16 protein-coding genes are annotated in these 16,776 nt (G+C 68.4%); 7 read left to right on the plus strand and 9 right to left on the minus strand.

All coding sequences use genetic code 11. From position 1 onward, the window contains the following. Positions 1 to 11: 11 nt before the first annotated feature. Positions 12 to 1,670: an MFS transporter gene (locus tag A4U64_RS23600; protein WP_006940435.1), complete on the plus strand. Its 1,659-nt coding sequence runs from the start codon at positions 12 to 14 to the stop codon at positions 1,668 to 1,670. Here A4U64_RS23600 and A4U64_RS23605 read toward each other — a convergent pair. The 5 genes from A4U64_RS23605 to A4U64_RS23625 all read right to left on the minus strand — a co-directional run bounded on the left by A4U64_RS23605 (position 1,634) and on the right by A4U64_RS23625 (position 6,513). Continuing rightward, positions 1,634 to 2,992 (minus strand): diacylglycerol/lipid kinase family protein, encoded by a 1,359-nt coding sequence (locus A4U64_RS23605; protein WP_044476161.1) that lies wholly within the window; start codon positions 2,990 to 2,992, stop codon positions 1,634 to 1,636. The two genes, A4U64_RS23600 and A4U64_RS23605, sit on opposite strands and share 37 nt — an antisense overlap. Continuing rightward, positions 2,989 to 4,416 carry a hypothetical protein gene (locus tag A4U64_RS23610; protein WP_006940442.1) on the minus strand — a complete coding sequence of 476 codons (1,428 nt, stop codon included), beginning with the start codon at positions 4,414 to 4,416 and terminating at the stop codon, positions 2,989 to 2,991. The genes A4U64_RS23605 and A4U64_RS23610 overlap by 4 nt, the downstream gene beginning before the upstream one ends. A 127-nt stretch (positions 4,417 to 4,543) precedes the next feature. Then, complete coding sequence (locus A4U64_RS23615) at positions 4,544 to 4,768, minus strand: hypothetical protein (protein WP_006940443.1); 225 nt, start codon at positions 4,766 to 4,768, stop codon at positions 4,544 to 4,546. A 124-nt stretch (positions 4,769 to 4,892) separates the two neighbouring features. Beyond that, a complete protein-coding gene (locus tag A4U64_RS23620) occupies positions 4,893 to 5,510 on the minus strand; it encodes an Rv1733c family protein (RefSeq protein WP_029546965.1) in 618 nt (205 codons plus the stop codon). Positions 5,511 to 5,691: 181 nt separating this feature from the next. Further along, positions 5,692 to 6,513 carry a class II glutamine amidotransferase gene (locus A4U64_RS23625; protein ID WP_043798319.1) on the minus strand — a complete coding sequence of 274 codons (822 nt, stop codon included), beginning with the start codon at positions 6,511 to 6,513 and terminating at the stop codon, positions 5,692 to 5,694. Positions 6,514 to 6,792: 279 nt separating this feature from the next. On the opposite strand from A4U64_RS23625, the gene A4U64_RS23630 reads away from it, so the two are divergent. Both A4U64_RS23630 and A4U64_RS23635 read left to right on the plus strand, forming a co-directional pair. Further along, positions 6,793 to 7,203, plus strand: a complete 411-nt coding sequence (locus A4U64_RS23630) for an SHOCT domain-containing protein (protein WP_006940452.1) — start codon at positions 6,793 to 6,795, stop codon at positions 7,201 to 7,203. Positions 7,204 to 7,309: 106 nt separating this feature from the next. Beyond that, complete coding sequence (locus tag A4U64_RS23635) at positions 7,310 to 8,221, plus strand: formylglycine-generating enzyme family protein (protein WP_006940454.1); 912 nt, start codon at positions 7,310 to 7,312, stop codon at positions 8,219 to 8,221. A 10-nt stretch (positions 8,222 to 8,231) separates the two neighbouring features. On the opposite strand, the gene A4U64_RS23640 is transcribed toward A4U64_RS23635, so the two are convergent. Then, on the minus strand, positions 8,232 to 10,586 hold the full coding sequence (locus A4U64_RS23640) for an arylsulfatase (protein WP_006940457.1): 2,355 nt from the start codon (positions 10,584 to 10,586) through the stop codon (positions 8,232 to 8,234). A 334-nt stretch (positions 10,587 to 10,920) separates the two neighbouring features. Between A4U64_RS23640 and A4U64_RS23645 the strand changes: the two genes are divergently transcribed. The 3 genes from A4U64_RS23645 (at position 10,921) to A4U64_RS23655 (ending at position 13,560) form a co-directional block, all read left to right on the plus strand. Continuing rightward, positions 10,921 to 12,156 (plus strand): cation:proton antiporter, encoded by a 1,236-nt coding sequence (locus A4U64_RS23645; RefSeq protein WP_044476162.1) that lies wholly within the window; start codon positions 10,921 to 10,923, stop codon positions 12,154 to 12,156. 310 nt (positions 12,157 to 12,466) lie between these two features. Further along, positions 12,467 to 12,937, plus strand: coding sequence for a DUF6325 family protein (locus A4U64_RS23650; protein ID WP_044476165.1), 471 nt, complete (start codon positions 12,467 to 12,469; stop codon positions 12,935 to 12,937). A 350-nt stretch (positions 12,938 to 13,287) separates the two neighbouring features. Next, complete coding sequence (locus A4U64_RS23655) at positions 13,288 to 13,560, plus strand: hypothetical protein (RefSeq protein WP_006940466.1); 273 nt, start codon at positions 13,288 to 13,290, stop codon at positions 13,558 to 13,560. Positions 13,561 to 13,590: 30 nt separating this feature from the next. Here the strand turns inward: A4U64_RS23655 and A4U64_RS23660 are convergent, their stop codons facing one another. Genes A4U64_RS23660 through A4U64_RS23670 form a run of 3 tightly spaced genes read right to left on the minus strand, consistent with a single transcriptional unit; the run spans position 13,591 to position 15,994 of the window. Then, positions 13,591 to 15,009 carry a DUF2252 domain-containing protein gene (locus tag A4U64_RS23660; protein WP_006940468.1) on the minus strand — a complete coding sequence of 473 codons (1,419 nt, stop codon included), beginning with the start codon at positions 15,007 to 15,009 and terminating at the stop codon, positions 13,591 to 13,593. A 13-nt stretch (positions 15,010 to 15,022) separates the two neighbouring features. Continuing rightward, positions 15,023 to 15,562, minus strand: a complete 540-nt coding sequence (locus A4U64_RS23665) for a potassium channel family protein (protein WP_006940470.1) — start codon at positions 15,560 to 15,562, stop codon at positions 15,023 to 15,025. 30 nt (positions 15,563 to 15,592) lie between these two features. Beyond that, on the minus strand, positions 15,593 to 15,994 hold the full coding sequence (locus A4U64_RS23670; RefSeq protein ID WP_006940472.1) for a DUF7144 family membrane protein: 402 nt from the start codon (positions 15,992 to 15,994) through the stop codon (positions 15,593 to 15,595). A gap of 288 nt (positions 15,995 to 16,282) precedes the next feature. Between A4U64_RS23670 and A4U64_RS23675 the strand changes: the two genes are divergently transcribed. Then, positions 16,283 to 16,732: a DUF6325 family protein gene (locus A4U64_RS23675; protein WP_006940473.1), complete on the plus strand. Its 450-nt coding sequence runs from the start codon at positions 16,283 to 16,285 to the stop codon at positions 16,730 to 16,732. Positions 16,733 to 16,776: the final 44 nt, after the last annotated feature.

Consider the following 16,776-nt stretch of genomic DNA (forward strand, 5'->3'; position numbering starts at 1 on the left):
GAGGTCGATGCATGAGTCTTGACAGTTCGCCGAAGGGTCCGGCGGTGGCCTCGGGTTCCGCACTGGTGCTCGCAGTACTGGCTGCGGGGCAGTTCCTGATGACGCTCGACAGCTCCGTGATGAACGTGTCGATGGCGACAGTGGCCGCGGACGTGGGCACCACCATCACCGGCATCCAGACCGCCATCACCCTCTACACCCTGGTGATGGCCAGCTTGATGATCACCGGCGGCAAGATCGGCACCATCCTCGGGCGGCGCCGCGCGTTCGGGCTCGGCCTGATCATCTACGGCGCCGGGTCGTTCGTCACCGGGATCGCGCCGAATCTCACCGTCCTCCTCATCGGCTGGTCCCTGCTCGAGGGCATCGGCGCCGCCCTGATCATGCCCGCGATCGTTTCCCTGGTCGCGGCGAACTTCCCCGCCGAACGCCGCCCCGCCGCCTACGGATTGGTGGCCGCGGCGGGTGCCGCGGCAGTCGCGGTGGGGCCGTTGCTCGGTGGGGCGGTGACCACGTTCGCGTCCTGGCGCTACGTCTTCTTCGGCGAGGTCGTCATCGTCGTCCTGATCCTGCTCGCGCTGCGTCGCGTGGAAGACATTCCACCGCAGCGGATCCGGCTCGACCTCGTCGGCTCGCTCCTGTCGGTCGCCGGCCTGGGAATGTTCGTCTACGGCGTGCTGCGCTCGAGCGAATGGGGCTGGATCCAAACCAAACCCGGCGGACCGGCGATCCTGGGTCTGTCTCCCGTCATCTGGTTGCTGCTGGGTGGACTCTTCGTGCTCTACCTGTTCCTGCGGCGGGAGACGTACCTGGCGAAGACGGGCGGCGAACCGCTGGTCGACCCCGCGCTGCTGAGGAACAGCCAGCTCACCGGCGGTCTGAGCATGTTCTTCGCCCAATTCCTCATTCAGGCCGGGGTGTTCTTCTCCGTCCCCCTGTTCCTGTCCGTGGTCCTCGAACTCAGTGCGCTCGAGACGGGTGTGCGGATCCTTCCGCTGTCGATCGCTCTGGTCCTGGCGGCCGTCGGCATCCCCAAGCTGCGACCCCAGGCGAATCCCCGGCGCATCGTCCGGATCGGCCTCGGGATCATGGTCGTCGGCATCCTCATCCTCGTGGGTGGGATGGATCCCGGCGCAAATGCGGCGGTCGTGTCGATCCCGATGCTGCTGATGGGTCTCGGACTGGGCGCGCTGGCCTCCCAGCTCGGTGCGGTCACGGTGTCCGCGGTGCCGGACTCGCAGAGCGCCGAGGTCGGCGGTCTGCAGAACACGGCGACCAATCTCGGCGCGTCACTGGGGACCGCCCTGATCGGCTCCATCCTGATCGCCACCCTGACCACCTCCGTCATCGCCGGCATCGAGAACAACCCGGCCGTGCCGGAATCGGTGCAACAGCAGGCCACCACGGACATGGCTGCCGGGGTGCCGTTCCTGTCCGACACCCAGTTGGAGGGTGCCCTGGACGAGGCCGGGGTGGACGAGGCCACCGCGGATGCGATCGTCGAGGTCAACTCGGACGCGCGGCTCGAGGCCCTGCAGGTGGCCTTCGCCGTCACGGCACTGATCACCGTCGCCGCACTGTTCGGCACCGGATCGCTACCGCGCCGGCCGGTGGGCGCACGGCCCGGCGAGGGTCAGCGCAGGCCCGACGAGACCGACGACGAGCGCTGAGGCCGCCAGGCCAGGTCCCGGAGCCGCACCCAGTCCCAGGTGGGTGCCGAGACCAGGGTTCCCGGACGGCGCCGGGGCACCCGCACCCGCAGCGCCTGCGGCTCGACGGTGCAGCGCACAGGCGTGGGCAACATCAGCGCTTCCCCGTCCACGCCGACCGGTATTTCCGGCGCCTCCGCGTCGACGATCACCTCGGTGGCCGCGCGCTGAACCAGCCCCCGGCTGTGCGTGCGGCGCAGCAGGTCGACCGCCTGCCCCGCGCCGGCTACCGAGATCGTCACCACCCCGAGCACCCCGCGATCCAGCCGGGGCCGTCGTCCCAGCCCCGCGAGGTCGTCGGTCGCGTACGGGTCGTTGCTCACCAGGACGGCCTGCGCGCCTTCCACCGTCGTGTCGCCGTCGATGCGGGCCCTCAGCCGGGTGGCGCTGTCGCGAGCGAGCAGGTCGGGCATCATCCGCAGGGCCGTCCCGGCCTTGTCGTCCCGGTATTCCGGGCTCTGCACCACGTCGGCGTAGACGCCGAACGAGGCGTTGTTGACGAACACCCGTCCCCCGATCCTGCCGAGATCGATGCGCAGTTCCACCCCGTCCCGCAGAGCGTCCAGGCCTGCGGCCGGGTCCTCCCGGTCCAGTCCCAGATCCAGCGCGAAGTGGTTCCGTGTGCCGGCGCTGATCACCAGGAACGGCAGCCCGTGCTCGGCCGCGATCGCCGCCACCAGGGCCTGTGTCCCGTCGCCCCCGGCGACACCGAGCAGGTCGGCGCCCCGCTCCACCGCCTGCCGGGCCAGGGCCTCGACGTCGACGGGCCCCGGTCCCGCGAGCAGGGCTACCTCGGCACCGAGTTCCTCGGCCTTGCGTTGCAGATCGAACTTCACGACCTTGCCGCCCCCCGAACGGGGGTTCATCACCAGGAACGGGCGGTGGACCGGCGCGGCGGGGTACTCGGGCATCCCCTGCTCTGTGTCACGGCGCAGGGCCGCCCGCGCGCACGCCAAGGCGAGCAGCACCAGCGCGACCGACACCAACGCGACCCAGAGCACGCGCTCCCGCACGAACAGCACGGGCAGCGCGAGGGGGGCGACCACTGCGAGACCCAGTGACAGCGCGCGCAGCAGCCCCCGGCTCGCGAGGAACCAGTAGAGAGCCGCGACCGTCACCGCTGCCACCGTCACGCTCACCGCCAGGAGTGCGAGGGCGCCGCGCAGGCCCGCGACGATCACCGGAACGGCGGCAGCGCCGAGGACGGCGGCGAACGCCGCACGCGCCCACCATCGGCGGGAGACCGGCACCTCGTCGCCGGGAACGGCGTCCACCGGGCTCACGTCCCGGTCTTCGAGTCCGCGTCGGGCACGATCTCCGTCGGTTGCTCCCAGGTTCGTGCCGGCCGGATCAGCACCTCGAGCGCGAGCAACGCCAGCAGGGCACCGAGAACGATCCACACGACCACGAGACCGGTCGGGTACCGCCAGAACATCAGCATCACGGCGGCGATGCCGATGATCGCCAGCCGCAACGCCGTCCGGGCCCGGTAGGCCCCGGCTTCCACCTGGTTCGGTGGCCGCGGCTTACGGGACCGCTGCACCGCGTCCATGCCTCGCCCGAATCCGCGACGGACGGCGGTCGCGGAGGCTGATCCCCCGGTCAGGTACGCCCCGACCGCGATCACCAGGCCGAGGATCGCCACCGCCCGCAGTGCGGTCCGCAGCGGCACCAGCATCGTGTCGGCGATCGCCGAGGCGGCGTCCGGGGACAGCACGTCCGGGGGAATGTCGCCGAGATAGAGGGATCGGGCGACGATCAGCGCGATCGCGAGGATCAGCATCCCCACGAGCAGTGCCGTCCCGACGAACGCCAGGGCACGACGGCGACGCCCGGGCGGAGCCACGGCCACCGCGGCCACCGCGGCGGCGATCGTCAGCCACGGCAGCACATCCGACGCCGTGTCCAGAGCGCTGACCGCCCGTTGCGCCCTGATCAGCTCCGGCGACTGGAACAGCACGAACTGCTTGTCGATGTTCGGGATCTTCTCGGCGAAGGAGAATCCCCGGTCCAGCAGGCGGGCCTTGACGTTGTCGATGATCGTGCCGAGGGAGATGCTGACCGTGCCGCTCTCGTCCACCGTTACCGAGGACGGGCCGCCCTCACCGGTGACGACTGCCACCAGCCCGGTGTGCGCTGCACGGTTGGCCTGGATCCACAGATCCTCGAACTGGTCGGTCTGCACCAGCGACAGCACCGTCTCGTACACGAAGTTGCGTGCCTGCCCGGCGATCACCGGCGCGAGCCCCTCCACCGCCCGGTCCACGCGCGGCGCGTCCGCGGTCGCCGGAACGGCATCGGTCAGGGCGGTCAGCGCGTCGGACGTGAGGCCTTCGACATCGACCCGCGCGAAGATCTCGTCGGTGACCGTGCCCGCGATCTCGGTCTGCACCGCGGGATCGGAACCGAGCGGGGCCACCGTGGTGACGTACCGGTCCGTGTCGAGGATCTCGCTGCGCACGAACCGCGCCGTCACCGACGCGATCGCCAGCAGTGCGACCAGCACCGTCAGAATCGCCACCGCAGTCCAGCGCAGCGCGTGCCGCGGCGGACGCGATACGGGCGGGGGTGGCGGCGGGGCCTCGGGCGCGGCCTCTGTCCGTGCCCGCAGTGCGGCCACCTCGGCCCGCAACCGCTCCAGCTCGGCCCGCTCGGCGGTGTCGAGCGGAGCGGTGCCCGTGCCGCTGCGCGAAATGTCGCTGTCCATCGTCTTCTCTTTCCACTCGGTGACAGAGGCACGGCAGCACGGACGAAGCGTGCCCTCCGGCGGCACGAGTCCGAGATGCAGTTCGATGTGACTGTGTGAAATGTCTTGCTGTATGCCTCCTTTTCCCTCATCCGCCGGGTGAACGGACCGGGGACGCAGTTCGGGTCTGCGCCCAGGACTCGGGCTTCAGGTCGTCGACCTGCACGCCGGGACCATAGAACTCGTGAACCAGGCCGAGGACACGGGCGAGCACCTCCGCGTCCGTGAGATCGTCGCGGAGCACCATATGCAGCTGAGCCGGACTGTCGCCGGATTCCGTCGACACCACCAACCGGCAGACCCAGTCGCTCATCTCGGCCTCCCCGCGTATCTTCTTGTGCTGCGACCGGATCGAGGAATCCTCTCCGCGCTGCCGAGCATCGCCGTGTGCGCTGCTGACCGGCCTGCAGACCCCCGGCCCGCAGACCCGGGGGCGGTCAACCCAACGTCCATCCCGGGCTCCGTCCGGTTTCGTTCCATTCGCGATCCAATGCCGACAGCCTCCGCCGCACGCCGACACGATGAACTCCGTAGAGGAGCAGCAGGGCGATGCCGGAGCCCACCCCCCACACCGTGAGTGCGGCACTGACACCGGCCACGACGCCGTCCGAGCCGGTCCTGGGCGCGGCGACGGGATCACCGGTCGAATCGATCCAGATGTCGATCGTCTCGCCCGGCTTCGCGCCGAAGGGCGTCTCCACCTTCCCCGTGCGCGTTTCGTCGGTCCCGGTCGTCCACCGCGCGGTCGCTCGGTCCGGGTCCCCCGGACCCCGGGTCGCAGTGTCCGTCATCGAACCGGTGCCCGTCGGTCCCGGCTCCTCGAGGAGGATCGCCGTCACCTGGTGGCGTTCCAGGCGTTCCTCCAGCGCAAGCTGGCCGACCCGCGCGTAGGTCGCCGTCCCGTACGCGGCGGCGAGGGGCACCATGACGAGCACGAACATCGCGACGACCAGAACGAGTGCGGATTCGACTCGCTCGGATCGTCGCATCAGCGGGTTGCCGCTCCACGGAGCGCGGCGCCATAACCGGAGGGCCAGGGGCTGCTCTGCGTTCATCTCGAAACTCCTGCAGTTACTTGACTACAGTGTTCCGCCGGCGAGGGCCTGTGGCGTAGGGCACAAGGTCATCGCTCGATTCGGTTGATCAGGGACGGGGACCTGTTGGAGTCCCCTGTCTCCCGGCACGGTCTGCACCCGGTCCCGCCTACCCCGACGCAGAGGCTCTGCTCCGCCGGGCCTACACCGGTGCGAGCGGCCGGAACGGCCGGATCTCGTCCTCGCCGGGCCGGACCACGCCCGCGGAGGACTCGGGTACTTCGTTCCATGCGTCCGGCAGATCGCGCAGCGGTTCGGAGACGATGAAGCGGGTCTCGGCACCGAGCTGGTGCAGCACCTCCACCTCGGGATGCAGCTCGAGGAGCCTGGCGAGCTTGGTGGAGAAGAACAGCGATCGGCTCTTGCCTTCGCTGGAATAACGGAACACCCACATCGACTCTCCGTCCGTGGTCGCCACGGTCATCTGCACGGGATGCTCGATCGCATGGGCGTGCGCGATCTTCTCCACGTATCCGACAGCCCGGGCGACGGCAGTGAACGGGTCCTCGGTGAGACCGAACGTCAGCGCGAGATAGAACAGCATCTCGGAGTCGGTCGAGCCCTCGATGTCGGGGTAGAGCGCCGGATCCACCGCCAGCACGAGCTCGCGTTTGATCTCCCGGAACCCGTTGAGGACCCCGTTGTGCATCCACAACCAGCGCCCGTGCCGGAAGGGATGGCAGTTGCTGCGCTGGACGTGCGTCCCGGTCGAGGCCCGCACGTGTGCGAACAGCAGCGGTGTCTCCACCTGAGCGGCGAGCTCGCGCAGGTTCCGGTCGTTCCAGGCCGGATCGATGCTCTTGAACACCGCCGGCTCCGGCCCTCTCCCGTACCATCCGATGCCGAAACCGTCACCGTTGGTGGTGGTGGCTCCGAGGCGCGAATGCAGGCTCTGATCGATCAGCGAGTGCTGCGGGCGGAACAGCAGATCCTCGGCAAGGATCGGGTCGCCGGAATATGCCATCCATCTGCACATCTCACCATTGAATCACCGCTTCGACCGCGAGCACGTCTCGAAACGGACACAGGTCGCGCCGCGTTCGTGTCGGATGCGGGCCCGGCCCGCGTACGGGCGTCTTCGTGTCGAGGACACCCGGGGGGACGGTGGGTTTCAGGGTCGGGGTGGGTTTCAAGGTCTTTATCCCCTGCGGAGACGCCGGTTGGGGTGCCATTCTCGATGTGAGTCGCCCGATATCGCGGAGGTTCGGTCCATCGCCGGAGCCGCTCACAGGAGGTGCACATCATGGATTCGTTCTGGGATTACGTGTGGTACACGATCATCGTGTTCGCGTTCGTGGCGTACCTGATCGTGCTGTTCCAGATCTTGGTCGACCTGTTCCGCGATCACACCGTTTCCGGCTTCGCCAAAGCCCTCTGGGTGATCGGGCTGGTCGTCCTCCCGTACCTGACCGCGTTCGTGTATCTGATCGCCCGGGGCCGCGGCATGGCGGAGCGGTCGATGCGTGCCCAGCAGGAGACCAAGCAGGCCACCGACGAGTACATCCGGCAGGTGGCCGGCAAGTCCCCGGCCGAGCAGATCGCCGATGCGAAGGCGCTGCACGACTCGGGAGTGATCACCCAAGCGGAGTTCGAGCAACTCAAGGCCACGGCTCTGGGACAGGCATCCGCGGGACAGACCGGAATGCAGGTCTGACAGGCCAGGACCTGCGCGGCATCCCGAGGACCCGCTCGCAGCGAGCCGGTTCCGAGATACTCGACGCATGCAGCCAGCGGCGTCGGCGGGTCGAGCACCGAAGAAGATGACCTGGATTCCGGGCGGAACCTTCTGGATGGGGTCGGAGGAGTTCTACCCCGAGGAGCGTCCGGTCCACCAGGTGAGTGTGGACGGATTCTGGATGGACATTCATCCGGTCACGGTCGCCGAGTTCCGGCGTTTCGTGAAGGACACCGGCCACGTCACCACCGCCGAGGTCGCGCCCGAACCCGCCGATTATCCCGATGCCGACCCGGCGCTGCTGGTACCCGGGTCGCTGGTGTTCACCCCGCCGGCTCGGCGCGTACCCCTCGACGACTACCGCCGGTGGTGGTCGTGGGTGCCGGGTGCGGATTGGCGGCATCCCGAGGGCCCCGGAAGTTCGGCCGGCGGCCGCGAACACCATCCGGTGACGCACGTGTCCCACTACGACGCGCTCGCCTACGCTCGGTGGGCGGGCAAGGAGCTGCCGACCGAGTCCGAGTGGGAGTTCGCGGCCCGCGGCGGCCTGGATCGGGCCCGGTTCGTGTGGGGCGACGAGTACACCCCGAAGGGGCGGTACCTGGCCAACACCTGGCAGGGCGAGTTCCCGTGGCAGAACCTCGCCGAAGACGGGTACGTCGGCACGTCTCCGGTGGGCAGCTTCCGGCCCAACGGTTACGGCCTGGTCGACGTGGCAGGCAACGTGTGGGAATGGACGACGGACTACTTCACCGCTCGTCACGGGGCGGACGGACGTGACACCGCCCCCGCCACGGCGTGCTGCATTCCCGCCAACCCACGCACGCTCGCGCCGGAGACCGGTGCCGAGGCCCATCCCCGGCGGGTCATCAAGGGCGGATCGCACCTCTGCGCCCCCAATTACTGCTTGCGCTACCGGCCCGCAGCCAGGCAGGGGGAAAGCGCGGAAACCTCCACCTGCCACATCGGATTCCGCTGCATCGTGCGCGGCCGCTGAGCAGCGCCGGTCAATCGATCGAGAACCAGGCCCGCACCTGCGCCTCGTGGTCGACATAGCGTTCGCCGGAAACGTCGACGACGACCTTGTCGATCGTGCCCCCGGTGAACCGGAACGGGGACACGTAGTCCGGGGTGACCGGAGAGGCACTGTCACGCCCGACGCAGATACCGTCACCGACGAGGCAGAACACCCCCGGCTGGGTGACGATCTCACCGGTGGCCACCTGCTGATCGTCGACGTAGAGGGTGAGGGTGCCGGCGAAGCCCGGCATCGCCGGATCGGTGTTCTTCCCGGCGACTGCGAATTCGGCGGTGCACACGTGGGCACCGGGAGTGATGTCCCGGTCGGCGACCACGGTCTGCAGGTGCGTGCCGACCCAGTTGAAGGCATAGCGCAGACGGCAGTCCTTGACGTAGAGGCTGTGGCCGCCGGCCAGGCCGCCGTGGGCGTAGAGGACGCCCTCGGCATCAGCCGAGTCCACGTGGACTCCGGCGACGATCGTGTAGGACCGTCCGGTGATGGCGACACCGGCCGCCTCGGGGACGTCCGCGCAGTCCGGGTAGTAGACGTAGCGGTCTCGCGCTTTTCCCGGGCGGGGGCGTTCGGCGAGCACCTGTTCGAGGGCGCTGCGGTCGTCCAGCGGTAGCCCGTGGTAGCGGCCGGCGTAGTAGAACCACAGACTCTTCAGGGTTTCCAGCCGCTCGGGTTCGGCGTCGGCGAGGTTGTGCAGTTGCGCCCGGTCCTCCGCGAGGTGGTACAGCTCCCACACATCCTTGTCGAAGTGGCCCCACCCGGACAGCGGCGGATGCACGGAACAGACGAGCCACCCTTCGTGATACAGCGAGCGCTGCCCCAGCATCGCGTAGAACTGCACGGCCTTGCCCGGCGCTGCGGGATCGGTCAGCGAGGACGCGAAGCTCTCTCCCTCGAGCGGACTCTGGGTGTACCCCTTCAGGACCTCGGGCGGGGTGATGCCGAGCAACTCGTAGATCGTCGGGACGACATCGACGGCGTGGACGTACTGCGGGCGGGGCTCGGCCGAGGCGTCGATCCGCGCCGGCCACGAGAGCACGCACATGTCGGCGACGCCACCCTCGTAGCCGGCCCAGCGCTTCCAGTACGGAAACGGTGTGTCGAAGGCCCACGCCCAGCCGGTGTTGTAGTGGTTGTACGACAGCGGTGTGCCGAGCTCGTCGAGGTGCGGCAGGGTGCCCTCGGTGGTGTCGGGAACCCCGTTGAAGAACCGCCATTCGTTGAACGATCCGTTCGGCCCTCCTTCACCACTGGCACCGTTGTCGGAGACCACGACGATGAGGGTGTTGTCGAGCTCGCCGGTCGTTTCGAGCAGGTCGATCACTCGGCCGAGCTGATCGTCCGTGTAGGAGATGTAGCCGGCGAAGACCTCGGCCATCCGTACGAACAGGCGTTGCTCGTCGGCGGTGAGCGAGTCCCAGGGCCGGACGGTGTCGAGCAGCGGCCACGGCTGTCCGTCGGGTCCGGTGGTGGCCGGTTCCCCGTGCGGATTGATCGGGGAAAGCTCGGTGCCCTCGGGCAGCAACCCGAGGTCCTTCTGCCGCTGCAGTATCTCGGCACGGATGGCCTCGTAGCCCTGGTCGAACCTGCCCTTGTACCGGTCGGCCCATTCGGTGAACACGTGATGCGGGGCGTGCCCGGCCTGCGGGGCCAGGTACATGAAGAACGGTTTGTCCGGGTCGACGACCTTGGCGTCGCGGATGAATTCGATTGCCTTGTCCGCCAGGTCTTTCGACAGGTGATAGCCGTCCTCCGGGGTGCCGGGGGCGTCGATCGGATGGTTGTCGTACACCAGGTCGGGGTACCAGCTGCTCGACTCGCCGCCGAGGAAGCCGTAGAACCGCTCGAACCCGCGGCCCAACGGCCACCGGGCCTTGACCGCCGACATGTTCGTCTCGTCGCCCGGGGTCAGGTGCCACTTGCCGACGCAGTAGGTGTTCCACCCTTGCTCGGCCAGCACCTCGGAGACGAACCCGTTCTCGAAGGGAATGTGGGTGGAGATGCCCGGGAACCCGGAGCTGAACTCGGCGATGGTCGCCATGCCGTTGGTCGTCGCGTTTCGCCCGGTCAGCAGCGACGCCCGTGTCGGGGAGCACAGCGCGGTGGTGTGGAAGTTCGAGTACTTCACACCCCGGTCGGCGATGCGGCGCATGGTGGGTGCCTCGATCGGGCCCCCGAAGATGTCCATGCTGCCGTACCCGACGTCGTCCCACGCGATGATCAGGACGTTCGGGGCGCCCTCGGGCGCCTGCGCAGGCAGATACGGCGCCCAGTCCGGGACGGAGTCGCGGATGTCGACGGCGATCTTTCCGTGGTGGGTCCTTGCCATGGCGACGCTCCCGATCTCGAGCAGACCTGTCGGTCTCCGGCGTCTCGAGCGTACCGACCGTCCGAATCGCCGACCATGCAAACGGCCCGATCCGCCGAAGTTCTTCGCACGATGTCTCGGATTCGGCAGAATGTGACGACGCCGCCCCTCCGGTCGAGCCGGTCCCGGAAATCCGGTGCGGCGAGGCGAGAAGGACCCGACTCATGACGTGGATCATCTTGGTGTTCCTGGGAATTCCGCTGTGGTTGGGTGTGGCAGCTCTCGTTCTGCCGCGCGGACGCCGATGGCCGGCCGACGCACCCCGCCACCGCCCTCCGCCCGCGGAGGGGGCATCGTGACCTGGGCGCTTCCGGCGATCGCCGGCATCCTGCTCGTATTCGCGGCGATCTCCGGACGGGTCGCGGGCACTTCCGTCACGGCCCCGATGGTCTTCACCGTCGGCGGCCTCGTGCTGGGCGCACAGGCTGCCGGGCTGATCGACGTCGAGGCCACCAGCGAAACGGTGAAACTTCTCGCCGAGGTCACCCTCGCCCTCGTGCTGTTCTCCGACGCCGCCCGCGTGGACCCGACCGCTCTACGAGCCGAGATCTCACTTCCTGCACGCCTTCTCGGTATAGGACTACCGCTGACCATCGCGGCCGGGTTCGGCGCCGCGGTGCTCGTGCTGGGCGACCTCTCCTGGCCCGAGGCGCTGCTGCTCGCCGTGCTCCTCGCGCCCACCGACGCCGCTCTCGGGCAGGCGGTGGTCACCCTGCCGATCCTGCCGTCGCGGGTGCGCCAGGGACTCAACGTCGAAAGCGGCCTCAACGACGGCATCTGCGTACCGCTGTTCCTGATCGTGCTGGCGATCGCACGCGCCGAGTCCGGGGCAATCGGCGGCGGTGCAGCCGTACGGTTGGTCACCGAGCAGATCGGCTACGGCATCGTCGCCGGGGTAGGTGCCGGGGCGGTCGCGGCGGCGGTGCTCATCCTCGCCGGGCGGCACCGCACGATCGACCCGTTGTGGGTTCAGATCGTGCCGGTGGCCGCCGCCACGCTGGCCTACACCGTCGCCGTGCCCCTCGGCGGCTCGGGATTCATCGCCGCGTTCGTCGGCGGGCTGACCTTCGGGGCGATCCGGCGCCGCGCCGAGGGGGAGGTCTCCCACCTGATCGACGAGGCCGGGGATGTGTTCAATGCCGTCACGTTCATCGTCTTCGGGGCGGTGTTGCTCAGCCCGGCCCTCGGACACCTGTCGTGGCCGGTGCTCGCCTACGCCGTGCTGAGCCTGACCGTCGTCCGCATGGTCCCCGTCGCGCTGTCGCTGCTCGGCACCCACGCCCGCACCCCGACCCTTGCCTTCCTCGGCTGGTTCGGCCCCCGCGGACTGGCCACCATCGTCTTCGTCATCCTGATTCTCGAAGAACCCGGCACCCTGCCCCACGAGGACCTGCTGCTGCTCACCGCCGTCGTCACCGTGGGCCTGTCGGTCCTCGCCCACGGGGTCACCGCCGCCCCCCTCGCCGACCGGTACGCCGCATGGTTCCGCCGTCACCCCCGTCCCGAACAGCAGCCGGCACACGAGGCGTAGACGGCGCGGCACCGGATCTGTGTCCGGAACATCCGATCTGCCTTGCTCGGGTCCATTTCCGGCACGGTAGGTCATCGGATCGAGCGGCCTTCACCGGATCCCCTTTCCGGGCGCGGCCATCAGGTCTAGCGTCGACTCTGTCGGATAAACACCGGCAGACCGACTTGCCAGGTCGTCATCTAACTCTTCGACAAGCCGGCCATCCGAGACGAGGCGGCTCGTAGAGGACCGCCCGTCGGACGTGGAACTCACGAACGATCTGTCGCCCTTGGTATTCCACGGACAGCAGCTCGGCAGAGGAGATGACGAGATGACCGAACAAGTCCAACAGCAACTCGGCGGCGACATCGACGAACTCGGTCCGGTGGACTGGATCGTGGTGGAGTTCCCGGGCAGCAGGTTCAGGGGCGAGATCGCACCCGCGCTCGACGACCTCGTCGAACGCGGAACAGTACGCGTACTGGATCTGCTGTTGCTGAAGAAGGACGCCGACGGATCGCTCGAAGCGTTCGAGCTCGCCGACCTGGACGAGAGCGAGATCGGCGCGCTCCGCTCCTACGAAGCCGAGCTGGCGATGTTGCTCAGCGAGGAGGACGTCGAAGCGGTCGCCGCGGCCGTCGAGCCCGGCAGCACCGCGGCCCTGCTGGTGTGGGAGAACCTGTGGGCCGCGCCGTTCGCATCGGCGGTACGCAGGGCCGGCGGACAGCTGGTGGCCAGCGGCCGCATCCCCGTACAAGCCCTGCTGGCCGCAATCGAGGCCGACGAACAAGAAGGAGACTGACATGCCCCTCGCAGCCAGGCGTATGCGTCGCGCCGCGGTGATCGGACCCGCGCCCGTGGCTCGTACGGCCACGACCGTCGCGACGGCGGCGGTGGTCGCTCACGGTGTCCGCCGTCGTTCCGACCGCCGGGAAGATCGACGAGAGGACCGCAGAGACCGGCGCTGACCCTGCGGCCGAAACACGAATCGGCTCCCCGACGGCGTGCGCACCGTGGGGGAGCCGCCCGGACCGCAGAGGGCCGATCGCGCCACTCCGGCCCCACCGATCCGGCAGTGACATGGCAGCAGAATCCGCAAGTACGGACGGGGAGGGAACGTCGTCCGTAGAACCGACAGTGAAAGAGGCTCCCATGACTGCCACGACGTCAGCTGCGACAGCGCCTCGGCCCGCCCTCGAACGGCTGCGCGAAGCCGAACACCTCGTCCTGGACCTGCCGATCATGGGCCGCATCAGCATTCCGCCACCCGAGCAGCTCGCCTACCTCGCGGGTATCGGCACCTTGGTTGCCCTCGAGCTCCTCGAATGGCCGGTTGCAGTTGCTCTCACCGCGGGTCACCTTCTGGCCGAGGCGCATCACCACCGCCTCCTCCAGGGAATCGGCGAGGCATTGGAAGAGGCATGACCTCCCGTTCGGTGAGGGGGCCCGTCAGGATCAGATACCTCGCCGGGCAGTGATCCGCCCCTCGGAGATCGCACCGAGGAGTGCGGCGTGGTCGCGTGTGTTCTGTTCGGCGTAGGCGATCGCGAATGCCGTGATGGCGTCGTCGAATTCGGTGCCGGAACCGAGATACTCGGCGATCGCGATGCGGTCGCCGGATCGGGCGTGCCCATACGCCAGTACCCGTCCGCACAGCCGCCCGTACAGCGTCATTCCGGTGGGAGTCATCGCCTCGACGACCGCCGAGCCCTTGCCGTCCCGCAACTGACGCAGGTAGAAGTCTCGCCGGACCCCGTCCGGTCCGGGGCCCTGCTGCCAGCCGAGGAAGATGTCGCTGGCCGCCTGCATCAAACGTTGGCCGTTGACCACACGTTCACCCTCGTTGGCAAACGTGGGGCCGTCCACGTAGTACGAGAGAACGGACCGTTGGGCCTCCTTGGCCTGCAGGAAGAGCGGGTCGTCGTCACCCGTGCCGCGCAACAGGAAGATCCAGGCCCGGGTTCCGACGCTGCCGACGCCGACCACCTTGCGCGCCGCCTGCACGAACTCGAACTGTTCGAGCAGCACCCGACGGTCCCATTGGAGCGTCGACCGATAGTCACGCAGGCGCTGATGCAGTTCCTGGTACAGCTGTTCGAGGTCCGCGGCAGCGAAGACCTCCTCGATGGGGACGATGAGCGGCGGGGTGCTGATGATCCGGCGACGGCCGTCGACCACCTCGGTCAACTTGGACAGCGCTTGGACGCTGTCCCGGTGGCGCGACTTCTCGAGCGTCTTGCGCAGGCGCTTCTTCATGGACGAGTCGAGTTCGTCGCGCAGTTCCGTGAGTTCGGTGCTGGGCTCGATGTGCGAATACCACACCGCCAGATTTCCCCGCTCCGCCTGCCGGGCAATCGTCTCGCGATACTCCGCTGCGCAGGCGCGGGCGATGCGCGCCTGCTGCTTGCCCGTGAAAGTGTTGTCCCGCGCGGCGATCACGAGGCTGGTGACCAGTCGCTTTACGTCCCACTCGAACGGGCCGGGGTAGGTCTCGTCGAAGTCGTTGATGTCGAAGGTCAGCTTGCGTTCCGGGGTGGCGAAGATTCCGAAATTGCTCATGTGCGCGTCCCCGCACAGCTGGGTGAGGACGGTCGTGGTGGGCCCGCGGGACAGATCGTCCGCCATCACCAGAGCCGCACCCCGGTAGAAGGAGAACGGCGTTTCTGCCATGCGGCCGTAGCGCACCGGAACCAGCTCCGGCACCCGGGACGTCGCCTGCCGCTCCAGCAGGTCGAGCGGATCGGGGCGACGGCTCGTATCGAACTCGGCGAGCGCGGACAGCGGGGTCCGGCTGCGGGCCGCCCGCCCCCGTTCCGCCCGCTCCTCCCTGGTGGGGTGTTCGACCACTGGCTCGCTTCTCGAGGTCTCGGTCATCAGGTTCTCCCTCTCACGTCTTCTTCTGCTGTTGGCGCCACTTCACGGCGGCGGTCAGGAACCGGAGGCCGAGCGCCAGGAGGACGAGGTTGCCAACCATCTGTGCGGTGACGACCGCCCGCGCGGCCTGGGTGGTGGCGACGATGTCTCCGAAACCCACTGTCGCGAAAACGGTCACGCAGAAATACAGGGCATCGATCCGTGAGAGCGGCACGTCGAACGATTCCGGAACGTTGTACGACAGGACGTGATACGCGGTCGCGTACCCGACCAGGTAGACGGCGACCGTCAGCAGCAGCGCCTCGATCGCCTGCACTGCGGGATACGGTGACCGCAGCACCTGCCGGATCTGCCAGGCGCACACGGCGCACACCACCAGGAACCCACCGGCGAGCACTGCCACGGCCGAGACATCGTCGAAATCCTCGAACGGCAGCACGAAGTACGCGATCAACAACACGATCGTGGTGAGCGCCGGCCGCAGCACAGCCAGCCACAGCAACCGGCGGCCCCCCACCCCCGGCAGGCTCGGCCCGGCCTCACCGTCGGTCATCGGCGACGTCCCAACCCGGCGGTGCCGCGGTCAGTAGTCCCGTCGGGGGTTCCACGTGGCCACCGCCCAGATGACGACCACATCGAGCGCAATGATGAGCACCGACCACCACGGGTAGTACGGCAGCCACATGAAGTTGGCGAGAATCGACAGCGACGCAAGCACGATGGCCGCCACCCTCGACCAGGTCGCGCCGGTGAACAGCGCGAAACCCACCAGAGCGATCACCGCACCGAGCACGATGTGGATCCATCCCCAGGTGGTGAAGTCGAACTTGTAGGTGTACTCGATCCCGACGACGAACAACTCGTCCTCCGCCACGGCGGCGATCCCCTGGAAGACCTGGAGGATGCCGATCGTGACGAGAATGATCGCGGCGCCCATGGAGGTACCGGCCGCCACATCGTGTTTGACACTCGTGTCCTGGGACATGCCAATCGCCTTCCCTTCGATTCGGCCCGACGTACGGTATTGTGCGCGCGCCACCGGCCGCCTCGCATAGAGTTGATGATCTTCGCCGGACCTCGACCGCCCGACGACCGGCATTCCAGGGATGCGAGAGGCCTTTGGTCACCACATCGACCGAAGCGAGGGCATTCCGGGACCGAGCGGAGCAGGATGGTGGCTGCCGGGGTCGGTCGCGTGCACCAGCCACCGAGTCGACGCGGGTGGACACGGCCCGATGGCCCCGTTCCCGGCACAGCGAAAAGAGGTATACCCGTGAACGATGCCGACATCGACGAAATAGGTCCCATCGACTATCTCGTCGTCGAGTTCCCGGCAGACCGTCAGCCCGACGGCTCGGCCCTGCCGCTGCTGCGTGACCTCGTCGCGCGCGGAATCATCCGCGTGCTCGACCTCGCCTTCGTCCGCAAGGACACCGACGGCTCGCTGAGCGGGATCGACATCTCCGAGGTCGGACTCGAGGGCGACATCGACGTGACCCTCTTCGCCGAGGCGGCCACCGGCCTGCTCGACGACACCGACCTCGGCGAGGCCGGTGCGGCTCTCGAACCGGGATGCTCGGCGGCGATCGTCGTCTACGAGAACACCTGGGCCGCACCCTTCGCGGCCGCCCTGCGCCGCAACGGAGCCCAACTCGTCGCCTCCGGCCGCATCCCGGTTCAGAGCATCCTCGCATCACTCGAGGCGCTCGACGCCCAGACCTGAACCACCGCAGCAGGATCCGATTCCGACTACGCCGAACGCCCACC

Origin of the sequence: Rhodococcus sp. WB1, from assembly GCF_001700945.1 — a bacterium.
Taxonomy (GTDB): domain Bacteria; phylum Actinomycetota; class Actinomycetes; order Mycobacteriales; family Mycobacteriaceae; genus Rhodococcus; species Rhodococcus aetherivorans.

What these genes read in the sequence shown, in the direction of transcription:
- A4U64_RS23665 (WP_006940470.1), bottom strand. Translation starts at nt 15,562, where the DNA reads ATGACCGACGGTGAGGCCGGGCCGAGCCTGCCGGGGGTGGGGGGCCGC.
- A4U64_RS23615 (WP_006940443.1), bottom strand. Translation starts at nt 4,768, where the DNA reads ATGAGCGACTGGGTCTGCCGGTTGGTGGTGTCGACGGAATCCGGCGAC.
- A4U64_RS23610 (WP_006940442.1), bottom strand. Translation starts at nt 4,416, where the DNA reads ATGGACAGCGACATTTCGCGCAGCGGCACGGGCACCGCTCCGCTCGAC.
- A4U64_RS23630 (WP_006940452.1), top strand. Translation starts at nt 6,793, where the DNA reads ATGGATTCGTTCTGGGATTACGTGTGGTACACGATCATCGTGTTCGCG.
- A4U64_RS23640 (WP_006940457.1), bottom strand. Translation starts at nt 10,586, where the DNA reads ATGGCAAGGACCCACCACGGAAAGATCGCCGTCGACATCCGCGACTCC.
- A4U64_RS23660 (WP_006940468.1), bottom strand. Translation starts at nt 15,009, where the DNA reads ATGACCGAGACCTCGAGAAGCGAGCCAGTGGTCGAACACCCCACCAGG.
- A4U64_RS23600 (WP_006940435.1), top strand. Translation starts at nt 12, where the DNA reads ATGAGTCTTGACAGTTCGCCGAAGGGTCCGGCGGTGGCCTCGGGTTCC.
- A4U64_RS23620 (WP_029546965.1), bottom strand. Translation starts at nt 5,510, where the DNA reads ATGAACGCAGAGCAGCCCCTGGCCCTCCGGTTATGGCGCCGCGCTCCG.
- A4U64_RS23625 (WP_043798319.1), bottom strand. Translation starts at nt 6,513, where the DNA reads ATGGCATATTCCGGCGACCCGATCCTTGCCGAGGATCTGCTGTTCCGC.
- A4U64_RS23655 (WP_006940466.1), top strand. Translation starts at nt 13,288, where the DNA reads ATGACTGCCACGACGTCAGCTGCGACAGCGCCTCGGCCCGCCCTCGAA.
- A4U64_RS23650 (WP_044476165.1), top strand. Translation starts at nt 12,467, where the DNA reads ATGACCGAACAAGTCCAACAGCAACTCGGCGGCGACATCGACGAACTC.
- A4U64_RS23635 (WP_006940454.1), top strand. Translation starts at nt 7,310, where the DNA reads ATGACCTGGATTCCGGGCGGAACCTTCTGGATGGGGTCGGAGGAGTTC.
- A4U64_RS23670 (WP_006940472.1), bottom strand. Translation starts at nt 15,994, where the DNA reads ATGTCCCAGGACACGAGTGTCAAACACGATGTGGCGGCCGGTACCTCC.